Raw genomic sequence first — 14680 nt, 5'->3', positions numbered from 1 at the left:
GGCTTGCCTGCACGGTTCATCTGACAAACCACACCGTCTGATTTTTCAGTGCTATAAGAATCAACACGTTATTTTGTTTACTTAATGTTAAGCGTGTAAGGCCGCGATCACTGGTTATGACTGTTATAGAAACTACCTGCTTGAACCCGCACTATCCGCCGCGACTCGACCTCGGGGCACCATTGACCCCCGAGCAATTGCACCATTCCCTGCACAGCACCATGGAGCGCCACAAAGGCGGGCCAGTGTGGTTGTTTGCCTACGGCTCACTGATCTGGCGCCCCGAATGTTCAGCGGTCGAGCGCGTGCGCGGGCGGGTGCATGGCTACCACCGTGGCCTGTATCTGTGGTCTCACGAACATCGTGGTACGCCGCAATGGCCGGGTCTGGTATTTGGTCTGGACCGTGGTGGTTCGTGCAGTGGCTTTGCTTACAGGCTGCCAGAAGACAACTTGGAAGCTGCGTTGCATGCGCTGTGGCTGCGGGAAATGCCGGTTCCCTCCTATCGACCTCGCTGGCTTAATTGTCGGTTGGACAATGGCACTGAGGTACAGGCCTTGGGGTTTGTGCTGGAGCGCCATTTACCCAGCTATGCAGGCAATCTGTCGGATAGCGTGCTGCGCCAGGTTCTAGCCAATGCCAGCGGTCGCTTCGGTACCACTCGCGATTATGTTGAGCAGACTGTAAAAGCCCTGCGCACTCATGCCATGCCCGATCGGAATCTGGAAGCACGACTCAAACGCTGCGGTGCGGCCCTGTCTTGAATGATCAGGTAAGGACATGTTCACTGGTTTTTGAAGGTTGGTAGTACTCGTCCCACAGCTGTTTAACCAATTGTTCGTCCTTCAGGCTCAAGTGCTGAAGACGATGTTCGAGTTGTCCTTGCACCAGGCGTACGGCGGCCACGATGTGTGCTGCGCAAGGCTGATGGATGGACGCATCGGCAAGCCCAAAATTGGTTTGTGTATTGGGTGCCTCACCATCAAAGGGCAGCACCCATGAATGCCCGGTCTCTGCAATGGTGTAAACAACCGTGTCTGCGTGGCTGCGGTCTTTATTTAAGGTAATGACACGTTCTTTTTTAAGTGTGTGCAGATCAAGTTCGTCATCCGGCGAGGTCACTGTAAAAGCGATGGTGCCATCTTTAATGAACTTCAAATCATCGCGCGATAACGCGTGATTACCCGTTGCGCAAAATAATATATCGCACTGTTGGCAAAGATGAGCGGCACTGTGTGCAATGTTTTTTAAAGGAATGTCACCTAGCCGGTTCGGCTCTATATCATGGATAAGGAAATCATTTACGCCTCGCTCTTGCAGCAGACTGCGTATGCGCCCGCCCAACGTGCCGTGACCAATAACGCCAACCCTGACATCACTCCCGAATAACATGATGCCTTGATTTTGCAGGTAGAGTTCGGCGATTAACATAATGCTGTTTGCGGAGGCTAAATCGCTGTTCTTTTTAATCATTGAACGACCCACCGAGATGAAGGGCCTGTCGCCAATAGAGGCATTGAAGTATCGGCTTTCCCCATTAATGGCGTACTCAGCGATTCCGGATATTAAATTCGGTTTCAAAATGCTCAACGCCTGACTGTTCAGGGAAAAATAACCGCCATGGTCAAGTACGACGCAGCTTGAGCCTGGTCCAATGGCCTGTACCAGTATCTCGATCGTGGACGGCGAAAGCGTAACCATGTCGGTTTTTGATATATCCAGAACCGGGTAGTTGGCACTTCTCAAAAACTGCAAAGTGTTATCGTTTTTCTTCGTCGAGTTCTTAAGTATTATTCCGCGTAAATCAAAATACCTGGAAAGGACTTCTATCATGGCCAAGGTTGAACCATAGCGTGGACAGACCAGCACTATTTTTTTTGAAGTAATGTGCGGTGTCATTATCTTTTCAATCAGTGCTGTGTAGAAATTCAGGGCTTTTTTATAGTGTTTTTTATTGATGGCGTGTGCACTGTTCATTTAGAAATCGTCCATGATTTTTTTCGAGATGGTACGTCATGTTCCCCATGATTCTCTTATCATGTTGTTTCTTGTTATGTATTTTAAATGTCGCGATGAACATAAGTTAATCGCGTGTGCGAACAGAGTGTTTCGTGTGACAGGGAGTACTTAAATCCTGGTAGCCTAATAAAAACGCGGGCTAATCAATCGGAGTTGTCCCACAGAACTATCGGAACCCATGAACTGAAAGAATTGGCTACACATTAATATCATTCGCCCCCACGGCACTGATGCCGACGCGGCTTGCCGCAAGTTCTGGAGAACGGTGATGAAGCATTTAATGGGATTGGCAGTTTTGTTGATGACGTTCAGTACCTGGGCGCAAAGTTTTCCGCCTTCCGTTGTGTACCTCTTGGAACCCGCCTACCCGAAAGAGTTGGTACGGTTGGGCATCGTAGGTGACGTACGGGTAAAGATGTTGGTCAATCTCGATGGCACCGTCGCGGACCCTGTCATTCTCTATAGCTCTCATCCGGAGTTTGCAGGCGCGACCTTGAAGGTTGTGCGCGAGTGGCGCTTTAGCCCTTGGGCATTAGGCGCAGGTCGGCCGGAGCAGGTCGAGGTTATCGCTCCGGTGCTGTTTAGCGATGATTCCAGCTCCAATACTATTAAACCGTTGAGCGCCATCGATCTTGAGGCGTCAACGTGCCGTCAGCTGAACACCGACATTGAGAACCACATGCGACGCAAGGTAGATATTCCTTTGGCTCAGTTGGGGTTATTCAGCAAGACGCGTTACCAACTGATTAGCGGATTGGTGGCGCAGCGTTATTCCAGCGAGGAGTTGGCGATCGCACTGTTTGATCTTTCTCAGGCAACGGGAAGCATCGTGCGTACCTGTCAGCGAACCACCAGCCGCCGATTTGTCGAGAAATTGCCAGAGAGTGTTCAGGCGCTATTGGCGCGCGCGGTGAGCGTAAAAGCCCCTACAGAAAGCCCACCTATTTAAAAAGTGAGGATCAGTACATGAAAGAATTACCTGCCTTTGAGTATTTTTTTGACCCTTATGGTCATCATGCTTTCATTCAAGAAGACATGCTGTGCGATTGCTGCTCAGCGGTTTCTTCGTATCACCACGTAGCATTGTCCAATCTCGACGATGGGGATGAAGTCCATATTTGCCCTGCCTGTGTGGCTGATGGTTCGGCTGCCAAAAAATTCGACCTTGTATTTAATGAAATTGACGAGGATGTCAGTCCGGCAGTCAGAGACATTATTGAGCACAAAACACCGGGGATTAGCAGTTGGCAGCAACAGAGCTGGGAAGTGCACTGCAAAGATGCCTGCATCTATCTGGGTCAGGCCGATGCGCAGGATTTAGCGAATGCCAGCCATTCGAACAAAGCATCATGGATGGACGATTTTGGCCGCAGTGTCGATGATTGGGAGCAGTTTATTGAAGGCCGACCCAATGAAGATTTCGTTGTGGACAAATATCAGTGTCGTCACTGTGGGGAGACAGTGCTGGTGTATGACTTGTCGTAAACGCAGGCTTATTGTCTTTCCATTGAGCGCACTAGCATTGATAACCCATTTATTGAGTCGAAGCAGCCCTCATTCTAGAACGCTGGTGACCCGTCTATTGTTCTGAAAAAAACGGCCGATAACCCGATGAAGCGTTCAAAGGGTGGTCGCCGTGCTGCTTTTGAATGGGGTATCCCGAGCGCTTGCCCAACCCTAAGAGGAGCGAATTGTGAAAGCGTGGATCGTATTGATGCTGGCCCTGTGTTTGCCACTGGCGGCAGTCGCTGAAGAGTCTGAAGAGGGCGCTGCCAAGGTCAGCTACATCACCTTGAGCCCACCCTTTGTGGGTAATTACGGATTGGACGGCAGCCCGAAACTCAAGGTGTTCAAGGCCGATGTTTCCTTGCGAGTAACAGGTGATGAGGCGGCTAAAGCGGTAAAGGCCAATGACCCACTGATCCGAAATCAGTTGGTGGGGTTGTTTGCCCAGCAGACCAGTACAACGTTGAGCAGCGTTGAGGCCAAGGAAAACCTGCGCCAAGCGGCGTTGAAGCAGATTCAACAGGTCATGACCGACGAGACCGGCAAGCCGATGGTGGACGATTTGCTGTTTAATAACTTGATTGTTCAGTAACAATCGAGACCTTTGCATCAAGGTTCATGCGCCCTGTTTTTCCTGTAGTCGCTGCCCAGGCACGAGGCTGCGAGCCCTGCTTACGGCCGCTGCCTCTTGCCTACGACGCCAGGCTCTTGCGGAACCGTCCCAGCGCAATGGCGAAAAACACCAGGCCAATGGCGAGCAGTGCCACTAAGTCCGGCCACACCACCTCAACCGCCGCACCGCGGAACAATATGGCGGTGCTCAAACTGACGAAGTGGGTCGACGGCGAGCATTGCATCACCCATTGCAGCCACTCAGGCATGCTGTCCAGCGGGGTGCTGCCACCCGACAACAGAAGCATCGGGATGACCACCGGAATCGCCAGCAAGCCGAACTGCGGCGTAGAGCGGGCCAGTGTGGCGAGAAATATCCCCAGCGCCGTGCTGGCGAACAGGTAAAGCGCCGTGACCAGCAAAAACAGAGCCATCGACCCTGCCAGCGGTATGCCCAACGCCCATTTCACGATCACTTCCAGCGATATCCAGGTACACACCACCACCACGAGCATATTGCTCCATATTTTCGCCAGCATGATTTCCAGTGCTGTCAGCGGCAACACCAGCAAGTGGTCGAGGGTGCCGTGTTCACGCTCGCGCAACAGCGCGGTGCCGGTTAACACGATTGCCAGAATGGTGATGTTGTTGACGATCTGGATCACCGCCAAAAACCATCCGCCTTCCAGATTGGAGTTGAACAGCGCACGGCTTGAAATCCGCGCGGGGGTGTTCGCAGCAGCGTTACCTTGGCCTGCGTAATCAAGCAACGCTCTCTGGAAAATCTGCCCAATGTAACCTGCGCCCATGAAGGCCTGACTCATGGCAGTTGCATCAACGTTAACTTGCACACTGGGTTCGCGACCGGCCAGCAAGTCAGCCTGGAAGTTAGCCGGCACGTTGATCACAAACGTGTACTGGCCGTTATCCATCGCCTGATCAAACTGGTCATACGGCAAGGCTTGCGGTGTCTTGAATTCTGGAGGTAGCAGCGACTCGCTGAGTTTGCGCGACAGGGTGCTGTGGTCTTCATCAATGAAGCCAACACTGGCGTTGTGCACGCCGATGATGGAGCTAGATGCCGGCATATAGATCGCCACGGTAAAGGCATAGAGCAAAAAAAGCAGCAGGACGTTGTCGTGCCGCAGGCTGGTGAACTCTTTAAGGCCAAGTCGCAGGATGTGAGAGAGCTTGTGCATCAAACCTCCTGCTTCTTGAGCATGATCAGGCTCAGCCCGGTAAAGGCGACAAAAAAGCCGAACAACGCCAGGCATTGCGGCCATAGCTGGCGTAAATCAAGCGCTTTGGTGAAGGTGCCCACCGCGATATCGAGGAAGTGCCCTGCCGGAAATAACATGCCCATCATGGCCGATGCACCCTCCAGCGAGGAGCGAGGCACCAGCAATCCGGAAAACTGAATGGTGGGCAGGCTGGTAATGATCATGGTGCCCAGAATGGCCGCAATTTGAGTGCGGGTGAACGCTGAAATCAACAGCCCCATGCTAGTGGTCGACAGCACATACAGCAGGCCGCCCAATGCCAGAGTGAAGCCGCTGCCTTTGAACGGAACGCCAAACAGCCATCGATTCATTGCCACCAGCAATGCCAGATTGACCAGGCTGACTGCCAGATAGGGCGCTTGTTTGCCCAACAGGAACTCAAGACGCGTAAGGGGGGTGGCGTAGAAGTTGGTGATCGACCCCAGCTCTTTTTCACGCACGATGCCCAGTGCCGTGAGCATCGCCGGGATAAAGGCGAGAATCAGCGCCATCACGCCGGGGCCTATGGCATTGACGCTGATCACATCCTGGTTGTAGCGAAACCGGGTTTCGAGCTTTGCCACCGCCTGTTTGTTTTGCGCCAGACTGCTCAAGTCGGCCAATTTCTCAAGGTTGGCCTGGTGCACGGCCTGAATGTAACTGCGACTTGTCTCCGCTCGAAATGGCATGCCGCCATCGAGCCATGCGGCAACGGTAGGCTGGCGACCGGCATAGAGATCCCGGCCAAAGCCTGGAGGAATCTCCAAAGCGATTTTTATTTCCGAGCGTTGCAGCCGTTCGTGCAATTCGTCGGCGCTGTGGATCGGCGCGTGCTCTTCAAAATAGCGGGAGCCACGAAAGGCTTCGAGGTAGGCGCGGCTTTGCGGGCTTTGGTCCTGGTCGTAAACGGCAAACGCGAGGTCTTCCACATCCAGCGAAATGCCGTAGCCAAATATCACCATCATGAAAACGGCACCTAACAAGGCGAACGCCATACGCACCTTGTCGCGTAACAGCTCTTTGGTTTCACGACTGGCCACGGCAAACAAACGAGTGAGGCTAAAACCACTTTTACTCGGTGGCGGTGGTGTGTTCACCGCGGGGCTTGCGGTGGTTTCGGCAGGGGTCGGTGTTTGTTCGTTTTGCGCTTGCTCAAGGCAGGTGACAAAAGCCGCTTCCAGGGTTTCGCCCTTGAACTGCTGCTGTAGCGCGGCTGGCGTATCACACGCCAAAACCTTGCCCGCGTGCATCAGCGAGATGCGGTCACAGCGTTGGGCCTCGTTCATAAAGTGAGTCGACAAGAATATTGTCACCCCCTGATCACGCGACAACTCGATGAGCAGGCGCCAGAAATCATCGCGCGCGGCCGGGTCGACACCGGAAGTCGGTTCATCAAGGATCAGCACTTCGGGACGATGCAGCACCGCCACCGCCAGTGACAAACGTTGGCGTAGCCCCAGAGGCAGTTCGCCGGATTGCTGTTCGGCCACGTCGCTGAGGTCGAAGCGTTCAATCAGCTCTTCGATGCGCGCTCGACTGTCGTCTTTGTCCATGTCAAACAGTTGGGCGTGCAACACCAGGTTTTGGCGCACGCTCAATTCGCCATATAGCGAAAAATTCTGCGACATAAAGCCCACACGTTTACGTGTGGCCAAGTCGCTGGCGTTAACCGGGTTGCCCAGCAGTTCGGCGCTGCCTTCGGTGGCAGGTACCAGCCCGGTGAGCACTTTCATGGTGGAGGTTTTGCCACAGCCGTTTGAGCCGAGAAAACCGAATATCTCGCCGCGACCAATGGCAAAGCTGACGTTGTTCACGGCCGTGAAATCGCCGAATTTAAGGGTCAGGTCGTGAGCTTCAATCGCGATATCACTGTTGTCGTGGGTGCGTGGCGGTATCACCAGCGGTTCATTGTTTTGACCGCTGTCCCCCTGGAAATGGGTGAAGGCTTCATCGAGTTTGCCGGTGGGTGATACGGCGGCCAAATCCTGGGTCAAGCCGGTGGCAATCAAGGTGCCGCGATCAAGCATCAGGCAGTGCTCAAACTGCTCAGCCTCTTCCATGTAGGCCGTGGCCACCAGCAGGGTCAACTGGGGTCGCTGGCTGCGTACATCGTTGACCAACTCCCAGAAACGGCGGCGTGACAGTGGATCTACGCCTGTGGTGGGTTCGTCGAGGATCAGCAGATCGGGTTCGTGGATCAAGGCGCAACACAGGCCGAGTTTTTGCTTCATCCCGCCGGATAACTTGCCCGCCGGGCGTTCGGCAAAGCGTTCAAGGTCGGTGGCCTTGAGCAATTGCGCCATTCGCTGTTCGCATTCGTCTTTTGACAGGCCGAACAACGTACCGAAAAAACGGATATTTTCGCTGATCGACAGTTCCGGATACAGGTTGCCGCCCAGTCCTTGGGGCATAAAGGCGATCAGCGGATAGAGCGTGTTGCGATGGCTACGATCATCGATGGGGCCGTCGAGCACCTCCAGCGTGCCTTGCTGCAGCTTTTTGACCCCGGCAATCAGCCCGAGCAGACTCGATTTACCGGCGCCATCGGGGCCGATCAATCCGCAGCGCGTGCCTTTTGGCAGGCTGAAGGTGACGTCCAGTAGCGCCTGTTGCTTGCCATACCGGTGGCTGATGCCACTGGCGTTGATCGCCGGGGCGGTCATTGCAGATTGGCCGGCCAGTCTACGTCGGCAGTTCGCACATAGCCTGCCCCCGGCATGCCGGGTTTGGCTTGCGGTACGGCGCCAGGATCGGTCAGGCGCAGTTTGACGCGGAACACCAGTTTTTGCCGTTCATCGCGTGTTTCGACCTCTTTCGGCGTGAACTGCGATTTGTCGGCGACAAATGAGACTTTGGCCGGCAGCGGCTGATCGGGCAGCGCATCAAGGACGATACGGGCTTCGCCACCGACGGTGAGTTTGCCAACCACGGCGGCAGGTAAGTAGAGATTCATGTACTGATCGCTGGGGTCAATCATCATAAAGACCCGTCCACCCGAACCGAGCACTTCACCCGGTTCAGCCAGGCGCAACTGAATGATCCCGTTGATAGGCGCGCGCAGGCTGCTGTCTTCTATTTCGCTGGTCAGTTGCGCCACTTGCGCTTCGCTGGAAACAATGGCGGCTCTGGCAGCGGCCACCTGCGCTTGCGCAGCCGTGACGGCGGAGTTGCTGGTACTGAATTTCGCCTGTTGTTGATCGAGCTGTTGGCCGCTGGCAAACCCGCGCTGGGCCAGTTGGCTAATGCGCTTGAGTTCCTGGCTGGCGAGCAGTTTTTCGCTCTGGCGCAGTTTGACGTTGGCTTCGTTGGCCGCCAGCGTTTCACGGGCTCTTTGTACTTCGGCCTGGGCCTGCGCGCGGGAGGCTTCCAGCGTGCGTGTGTCCATGCGGGCCAGCAGTTGGCCTTTGGTGACGTGGTCGCCTTCGTCAACCAGTACTTCGGCCAGACGACCCGGGATTTTTGCAGCGATTTGCACTTCGGTGGATTCGAGCCGGCCGTTGCCCATGGCGATGCCTTCGGGGAGGCGATCATGTTGGGACTTCCAGTAACCGAACCCGCCTGCTGCGATCAGCAAAATTGCCAACGGAATAACAAAGTAATGCGAAATACGGTTATTTGTGGACATGCCGACATCCTGTGTCACAGAGCGCTCTAGTTTGACGATTTCAAGTCCGATGGACCTTGATTCCAATCAAAGGAAGTCCAGAGCCTAGACGCTAAAACAGGATGTTGCCTGCCGACCTTCGGCAGCTGTTACGCGTTAGCCATCACCACCGCCCATTGCTCCGGTGTCACGGGCATCACAGAAAGGCGGCTGCCTTTTTGAACCAGCGGCATCTCGGCCAATGCAGTTTGTTGTTTCAGGTAGTCGAGCGTGATGACCTTGGCAAAGGTGTGTACGTGGGCCACTTGCAGGGCGCTCCACGGGTTCTTCTCGGGGGTTGCCTTAGGGTCGAAGTAGTGGCTTTGCGGATCAAGCGCAGTGGGGTCCGGGTAAGCCGCCTGAACGATTCGCCCCACACCGGCAATCCCGGGTTGTGGACAGCTGGAGTGATAGAAAAAGAATTCGTCCCCGACGGCCATGGAGCGGATGAAGTTGCGCGCCTGATAGTTACGAACACCGTCCCAACGAGCTTCGCCCAGCTTCTGTAAATCTTTGATCGAGAACTCGTCAGGCTCGGATTTCATTAACCAATAGGCCATTTTTCCTACTCCTTAAATGCGGCGTGGTCATATTGTCTGGCAAGCGGTTTGTAAACCGACAGTCGGTTGACGTCAGTATTTGCGTGTCTGTTCGTGTTGCCTCAGAATGCCGGGATTTTAAGCTTGACGCTGCTGCACGGCCTATAACAAAAACCGTTGCTTCATCGTATTGATGTGCCTGAAGGGGGGCAATCAATGAAACGCAAACCGGATTTACTGTGGATGTTGGTTATTTTGTTCGGTTTGGGCGTGGTTACAACCGGTTATGCGCAAAGCCTCTGGTCGAACTCGACCGACGCGCCGATTGAGTTGGCGCAACAGCAAATACCACCGTTTAAACGCTAAACACTTTCTGGTTAGGGCATCGCTTATTTCAGTGATGCCTTGGTTGTCAGTGGGCGACGTACCAACGACTGTCCGAGACGGTGCCCTGCAAGGGTACATCCCAGCTGGCTTGGGCCAGAGTCGGTACTTTTTGGCATTCGTGGGCCAGCCCCAATAGCGTTGGCTTGCGCCAGCATTGACGTCGTGCCAGATACGCCAGGCTGCGGTCATAAAAGCCGCCGCCCATGCCCAGTCTTCCCCCTGTGGCATCAAACCCAACCAATGGCAACAGCACCAGGTCGAGTGTCCAGACCTTGCGTTGACGTGCGCTATTGATAAGGGGCTCAAGAATGCGAAAACGGTTGGGAATAAGCTTTTCGCCGGGAGCGATACGCTGAAACACCATCTTGGTTTTAGGCCACGCGCTGAGCACCGGCAGGTAGGTGATCTTGCCCCGTCGTTGAGCTTCTTTGAGCAGCAGGCGCGGGTCGATTTCACCGTCTGTTGGCAAGTACAGGGCAATGTGTTTGGCGCGGCGAAACAGCGGGTGTTGCGCCAATTGCCGATACAGGCCACGGGCGGCCTGACGTTGCTCGCAGGGCGATAGTTCGCGGCGGGCTTTGCGCAATTGTCGGCGAAGTTGTGGGCGTGTCACCGGTTCGGTCATGGTGGCGTGCAGTTCAAGGTCGAGTCACCGGACGGTGTACCCGTGAAAGCCAATGCCAGCAAGAAGCTGGCATTGCGCTAATAAATCAGGCTCCCCGACGTACCGCTGTCGGCTTGGCCCTTGAACCCGAAAGTTCAAGGTGGAAGTTGCAGTAGACCTTAAGGCTTTCCGTCTAGCGGACATGCACACCGGCCCAACGTGCAAGCTCCAGGGTAGTGCGAATCGGCTCAGGGACATCGCTAACTGGCGAATACTCCAGGGAGTGGCGCGAGTATACCCCAAAGAAACCTTTTGAATCAGCTTTGACGTTCGTTCGGATCAGCGGCGAGCACCACATCGACGCGTTCGAGCAGATCGCGTACCTGTTCGCGGGTGGAACCGCTGGTCTGAACTTCAGCGACTTCCTGTTTGTGCAACAGATCGTGAGTGATGTTCAGCGCGGCCATCACGGCAATACGATCGGCGCCAATCACTTTGCCGCTGCTGCGAATTTCGCGCATTTTACCGTCCAGATATCGAGCGGCGCTCACCAGATTGCTGCGTTCTTCCTGGGGGCACATGATCGAATAGTCTTTATCGAGAATCTGTACGGTGATGCTGTTACTTGAACTCATGAGTCTTGCTCCAGGGCTTTGAGGCGCGAAATCATCGATTCCACCTTGTGTCGGGCGATTTCGTTTTTTTCAATGAGGTGCGCGCGTTCCTCGCGCCAAGTCTTTTCCTGAGCTACTAAGAGTCCGTTTTGGCGGTTAAGTTGCTCGACTCGGGCAATCAGTAATTCAAGTCTAGCCATCAGTGCATGCAGGTCAGTGTCTTCCATTAGGTCCTACTGTGTTTTTCTGATGGAGGGTGAAAGCCAACCGTATTGACGCCTTGATGGTCTGGCTCGTCTGCCGATGCTACGATACAAGGCCTCCATTCTAGACATAGCGCCGCTTGGCGCCTAGCTGACCATGCCTATTCAGAATTCCCCGTATCAAGCTTTCGTAACCCTGCTCACTGCCAGCGGTCATTCCGTCTCGCCTGCTGAACTGCACGGCCATTTACTGGGCCGCAGTTGTGCTGGCGCAGGTTTTGAGCACAAGGCCTGGTTGGCTGAGGCCACCGAGCTTCTTTCTGGTGAGCCGCAGGACAACGTACGCAATGCCCTCATCGGTTTGCAAGAGATGGTCAAAGGTGAACTGACCAGTGACGACATGACCGTCGTACTGCTGTTGCCGACCGACGATGCTCCGCTGCCCGAGCGCGCCGCAGCGCTGGGTGAGTGGTGCCGTGGTTTCCTCAGCGGTTTCGGCCTGACCCGTCGCGAATATGCGATGAGCGATGAAGCCAACGAAGTGCTGCGCGATCTGGCGGCTATTTCTCAGGTGCAAGACGCCCTGGAAGAGTCCGAAGACGCCGAGACCGACTACATGCAAGTGATGGAGTACCTGCGTGTTGCTCCGCTGTTGCTGTTTACCGAAACCACAAAGTCCGAAGCGCCGGCTGCCAAGCCTTCACTGCACTGATTGATCGCCAAGAGGGAACCCGTCTGCCCATGATCCATATCCCGAAATCGGAATACACACGTCGCCGCAAGGCGCTGATGGAGCAGATGGGGCCTAACAGCATCGCGATATTGCCTGCTGCGCCAGTGGCTATTCGCAATCGTGATGTCGAATACCTTTACCGTCAGGACAGCAATTTCCAGTACCTGAGCGGTTTTCCCGAGCCTGAGGCCGTGATCGTTTTGATCCCCGGTCGTGCCCATGGGCAATACGTGCTGTTTTGTCGCGAGCGCAACCCCGAGCGAGAGCTGTGGGACGGCCTGCGCGCCGGGCAAGAAGGTGCTATTCGTGACTTCGGCGCAGATGATGCGTTCCCCATCACTGACATTGACGACATCCTGCCGGGCTTGATTGAAGGCCGTGACCGGGTGTATTCGGCGATGGGTAACAACCCGCCCTTCGACCGTCACCTGATGGACTGGATCAACACCATCCGCTCCAAGGCCGATTTGGGGGCCCAGCCACCGGAGGAATTCGTTGCGCTGGATCACCTGCTGCATGATATGCGTCTGTATAAATCCGCGTCTGAAATCAAGGTCATGCGCCATGCGGCGCAGATCTCGGCCCGAGCTCACATCCGTGCAATGCAGGCCAGTCGGGCCGGTTTGCATGAGTACAGCCTTGAAGCAGAACTGGATTACGAATTTCGCAAAAGCGGGGCAAAAATGCCCGCCTATGGCTCTATCGTCGCTGCTGGCGATAACAGCTGCATCCTTCATTACCAAGAGAATGACGCCCTGCTCAAGGACGGCGATCTGGTATTGATTGATGCGGGCTGTGAGATTGACTGCTATGCCAGCGATATTAGCCGTACGTTCCCTGTAAACGGCCAGTTCTCGGTGGAACAGAAAGCCATTTATGAACTGGTGCTGGCCTCGCAAGAAGCGGCTTTTGCCGAGATTGCTCCCAACAAACACTGGAATCAGGCGCACGAAGCCACGGTGCAGGTCATCACGGCGGGCCTGGTTGAACTTGGTTTGTTGCAGGGCGATGTCGATGAGTTGATCGCCAGCGAAGCCTATAAATCCTTTTACATGCACCGTGCCGGGCACTGGCTGGGGCTTGATGTGCATGACGTTGGCGAATACAAGGTCGGCGGTGAATGGCGCGTGCTGGAACCCGGCATGACCTTGACGGTTGAGCCGGGTATCTACATCAGCCCCTCTAACATGCAAGTCGCAAAAAAATGGCGCGGCATCGGTGTACGCATTGAGGATGACGTAGTGGTCACTAAAAATGGCTGTGAAATTCTGACGGGCGACGTGCCCAAAACCGTCGCCGAAATCGAAGCCTTGATGGCCTCTGCGCGGACGAACGCAGCATGAGCCGTGTCAGTCTGGCAATCATTGGTGGTGGTCTGGTCGGAGCCAGCCTGGCCTTGGCGTTGCAGTCCGGGGCAAAGGCGCGCGGGTGGAAAATCGTCCTGATCGAACCCTTTGCGCCCGGCAACACTTACCAGCCGAGTTATGACGCCCGCTCTTCGGCGCTTAGTTATGGTGCCCGTCTTATCTATGAGCGCATGGGCGTGTGGTCGGCGATTGCCGAACGTGCCGAGCCGATCAAGGATATTCACGTTTCTGATCGCGGTCGCTTCTCCACCGCCCGCTTGTCCGCTCGTGAAGAGGGTGTTCCGGCCTTGGGGTACGTGGTCGAAAACGCCTGGTTGGGTCAATGTTTGTGGAAAGGTCTGGACCCTGAAGTGATCAGCTGGCGGTGTCCGGCCGAAGTTACCCACATGCAGCCGATGGAGACGGGCTACCGGTTGACCCTCAACGACGAAACCTCGCTCGACTGCGACCTTGCAGTACTGGCTGATGGCGGGCGTTCGGGCTTGCGTGAACAGTTGGGTATCAATGTGCGCAAGCGTCCTTACGACCAGAGTGCGTTGATTGCCAACATCACTCCCAGCCAGCCCCATGACGGCATGGCGTTTGAACGCTTCACCGACGAAGGGCCGATGGCCTTGCTGCCCTTGCCCGACAATCGCTGCGCATTGGTGTGGACGCGTCTGGGAATGGATGCCAAACGCCTTGCCGATGTGGACGAGCGCAGCTTCTTGCGCGAATTGCAGAGCGTGTTCGGCTATCGTCTGGGCACGCTTAAGCAAGTCGGCGCGCGGCATTTGTACCCGCTGACACTGGTCGAAGCTGATGAACAAGTACGGCCGCACCTGGCGGTACTGGGGAATGCGGCTCACAGCCTGCATCCGATCGCTGGGCAGGGCTTCAACCTCTCGTTGCGCGATGCTCAGGCTTTGGCGGATGTGCTGTTGGCGAGTGACAAAACACCCGGCGATTTGGCTACGCTGTTGAGTTATCAACAGCACCAGATGCCTGATCAGCAACTGACCATTGGCTTCTCGGACCAGGTGACGCGTTTGTTTGGCAGCGATCAAACGCTGGTATCCCTGGGTCGCAACCTCGGCTTGCTGGGCCTCGACCTGATGCCGCCAGCCAAGCGCTGGTTTGCCCGTCAGGCCATGGGGCTGGGCACCCGCGCAGACAGTTGATGACGACCGGCGCTCAAGTGCCGGGTCGAACCCT

16 protein-coding genes and 1 other RNA gene are annotated in these 14680 nt (G+C 55.3%); 8 read left to right on the top strand and 9 right to left on the bottom strand.

Annotation, left to right across the window (positions count from 1 at the left end; genetic code table 11):
* Positions 1-116: 116 nt before the first annotated feature.
* The gene (locus FJD38_RS09450; RefSeq protein ID WP_122785337.1) at positions 117-764 is read left to right on the top strand and encodes a gamma-glutamylcyclotransferase; all 648 of its coding nucleotides are present in this window, start codon (positions 117-119) and stop codon (positions 762-764) included.
* A 4-nt stretch (positions 765-768) separates the two neighbouring features.
* Here FJD38_RS09450 and FJD38_RS09445 read toward each other — a convergent pair whose 3' ends face one another.
* Entirely contained in the window at positions 769-1977 is a 1209-nt protein-coding gene (locus FJD38_RS09445; protein WP_146385023.1) for a Rossmann-fold NAD(P)-binding domain-containing protein, read from the bottom strand.
* Positions 1978-2287: 310 nt separating this feature from the next.
* Between FJD38_RS09445 and FJD38_RS09440 the strand changes: the two genes are divergently transcribed.
* From FJD38_RS09440 to FJD38_RS09430, 3 genes are all read left to right on the top strand, one after another.
* The gene (locus FJD38_RS09440; protein WP_122785335.1) at positions 2288-2968 is read left to right on the top strand and encodes an energy transducer TonB; all 681 of its coding nucleotides are present in this window, start codon (positions 2288-2290) and stop codon (positions 2966-2968) included.
* A 17-nt stretch (positions 2969-2985) separates the two neighbouring features.
* On the top strand, positions 2986-3504 hold the full coding sequence (locus FJD38_RS09435; RefSeq protein WP_146385021.1) for a CbrC family protein: 519 nt from the start codon (positions 2986-2988) through the stop codon (positions 3502-3504).
* Between the two features lie 208 nt (positions 3505-3712).
* A complete protein-coding gene (locus FJD38_RS09430; RefSeq protein WP_146385019.1) occupies positions 3713-4117 on the top strand; it encodes a flagellar basal body-associated protein FliL in 405 nt (134 codons plus the stop codon).
* A 100-nt stretch (positions 4118-4217) separates the two neighbouring features.
* On the opposite strand, the gene FJD38_RS09425 is transcribed toward FJD38_RS09430, so the two are convergent.
* The 4 genes from FJD38_RS09425 to FJD38_RS09410 form a co-directional block, all read right to left on the bottom strand.
* Positions 4218-5336: an ABC transporter permease gene (locus FJD38_RS09425; protein ID WP_146385018.1), complete on the bottom strand. Its 1119-nt coding sequence runs from the start codon at positions 5334-5336 to the stop codon at positions 4218-4220.
* Positions 5336-8059: a ribosome-associated ATPase/putative transporter RbbA gene (gene rbbA / locus FJD38_RS09420; RefSeq protein ID WP_122785331.1), complete on the bottom strand. Its 2724-nt coding sequence runs from the start codon at positions 8057-8059 to the stop codon at positions 5336-5338. Before rbbA ends, FJD38_RS09425 begins: the two co-directional genes overlap by 1 nt.
* The gene (locus FJD38_RS09415; RefSeq protein WP_146385016.1) at positions 8056-9021 is read right to left on the bottom strand and encodes an HlyD family secretion protein; all 966 of its coding nucleotides are present in this window, start codon (positions 9019-9021) and stop codon (positions 8056-8058) included. Before FJD38_RS09415 ends, rbbA begins: the two co-directional genes overlap by 4 nt.
* Positions 9022-9149: 128 nt before the next feature.
* Positions 9150-9599 (bottom strand): EVE domain-containing protein, encoded by a 450-nt coding sequence (locus FJD38_RS09410; protein ID WP_122785329.1) that lies wholly within the window; start codon positions 9597-9599, stop codon positions 9150-9152.
* Positions 9600-9794: 195 nt separating this feature from the next.
* On the opposite strand from FJD38_RS09410, the gene FJD38_RS24520 reads away from it, so the two are divergent.
* Positions 9795-9944 carry a hypothetical protein gene (locus FJD38_RS24520; RefSeq protein WP_122785328.1) on the top strand — a complete coding sequence of 50 codons (150 nt, stop codon included), beginning with the start codon at positions 9795-9797 and terminating at the stop codon, positions 9942-9944.
* Positions 9945-9990: 46 nt separating this feature from the next.
* Here FJD38_RS24520 and FJD38_RS09405 read toward each other — a convergent pair whose 3' ends face one another.
* The 4 genes from FJD38_RS09405 to FJD38_RS09390 form a co-directional block, all read right to left on the bottom strand.
* Complete coding sequence (locus FJD38_RS09405) at positions 9991-10590, bottom strand: 5-formyltetrahydrofolate cyclo-ligase (protein WP_146385014.1); 600 nt, start codon at positions 10588-10590, stop codon at positions 9991-9993.
* 87 nt (positions 10591-10677) lie between these two features.
* Positions 10678-10855, bottom strand: a non-coding RNA gene (gene ssrS, locus FJD38_RS09400) — 6S RNA.
* Positions 10856-10886: 31 nt separating this feature from the next.
* A complete protein-coding gene (locus tag FJD38_RS09395) occupies positions 10887-11204 on the bottom strand; it encodes a cell division protein ZapA (protein WP_122785326.1) in 318 nt (105 codons plus the stop codon).
* Positions 11201-11410: a TIGR02449 family protein gene (locus tag FJD38_RS09390; protein ID WP_122785325.1), complete on the bottom strand. Its 210-nt coding sequence runs from the start codon at positions 11408-11410 to the stop codon at positions 11201-11203. The genes FJD38_RS09395 and FJD38_RS09390 overlap by 4 nt, the downstream gene beginning before the upstream one ends.
* A 133-nt stretch (positions 11411-11543) precedes the next feature.
* On the opposite strand from FJD38_RS09390, the gene FJD38_RS09385 reads away from it, so the two are divergent.
* From FJD38_RS09385 to ubiH, 3 genes are read left to right on the top strand one after another with little or no spacing between them, the layout of a single operon-like run.
* Entirely contained in the window at positions 11544-12098 is a 555-nt protein-coding gene (locus tag FJD38_RS09385) for a YecA/YgfB family protein (protein WP_146385012.1), read from the top strand.
* A gap of 29 nt (positions 12099-12127) precedes the next feature.
* Positions 12128-13462, top strand: coding sequence for a Xaa-Pro aminopeptidase (gene pepP, locus FJD38_RS09380; RefSeq protein ID WP_122785323.1), 1335 nt, complete (start codon positions 12128-12130; stop codon positions 13460-13462).
* A complete protein-coding gene (gene ubiH / locus FJD38_RS09375; protein ID WP_146385010.1) occupies positions 13459-14646 on the top strand; it encodes a 2-octaprenyl-6-methoxyphenyl hydroxylase in 1188 nt (395 codons plus the stop codon). The genes pepP and ubiH overlap by 4 nt, the downstream gene beginning before the upstream one ends.
* The last annotated feature ends 34 nt before the right edge of the window (positions 14647-14680 follow it).

Origin of the sequence: Pseudomonas saxonica (genome assembly GCF_007858365.1) — a bacterium.
GTDB lineage: Bacteria > Pseudomonadota > Gammaproteobacteria > Pseudomonadales > Pseudomonadaceae > Aquipseudomonas > Aquipseudomonas saxonica.
This window is presented reverse-complemented; position numbering and strand designations above follow the sequence as displayed.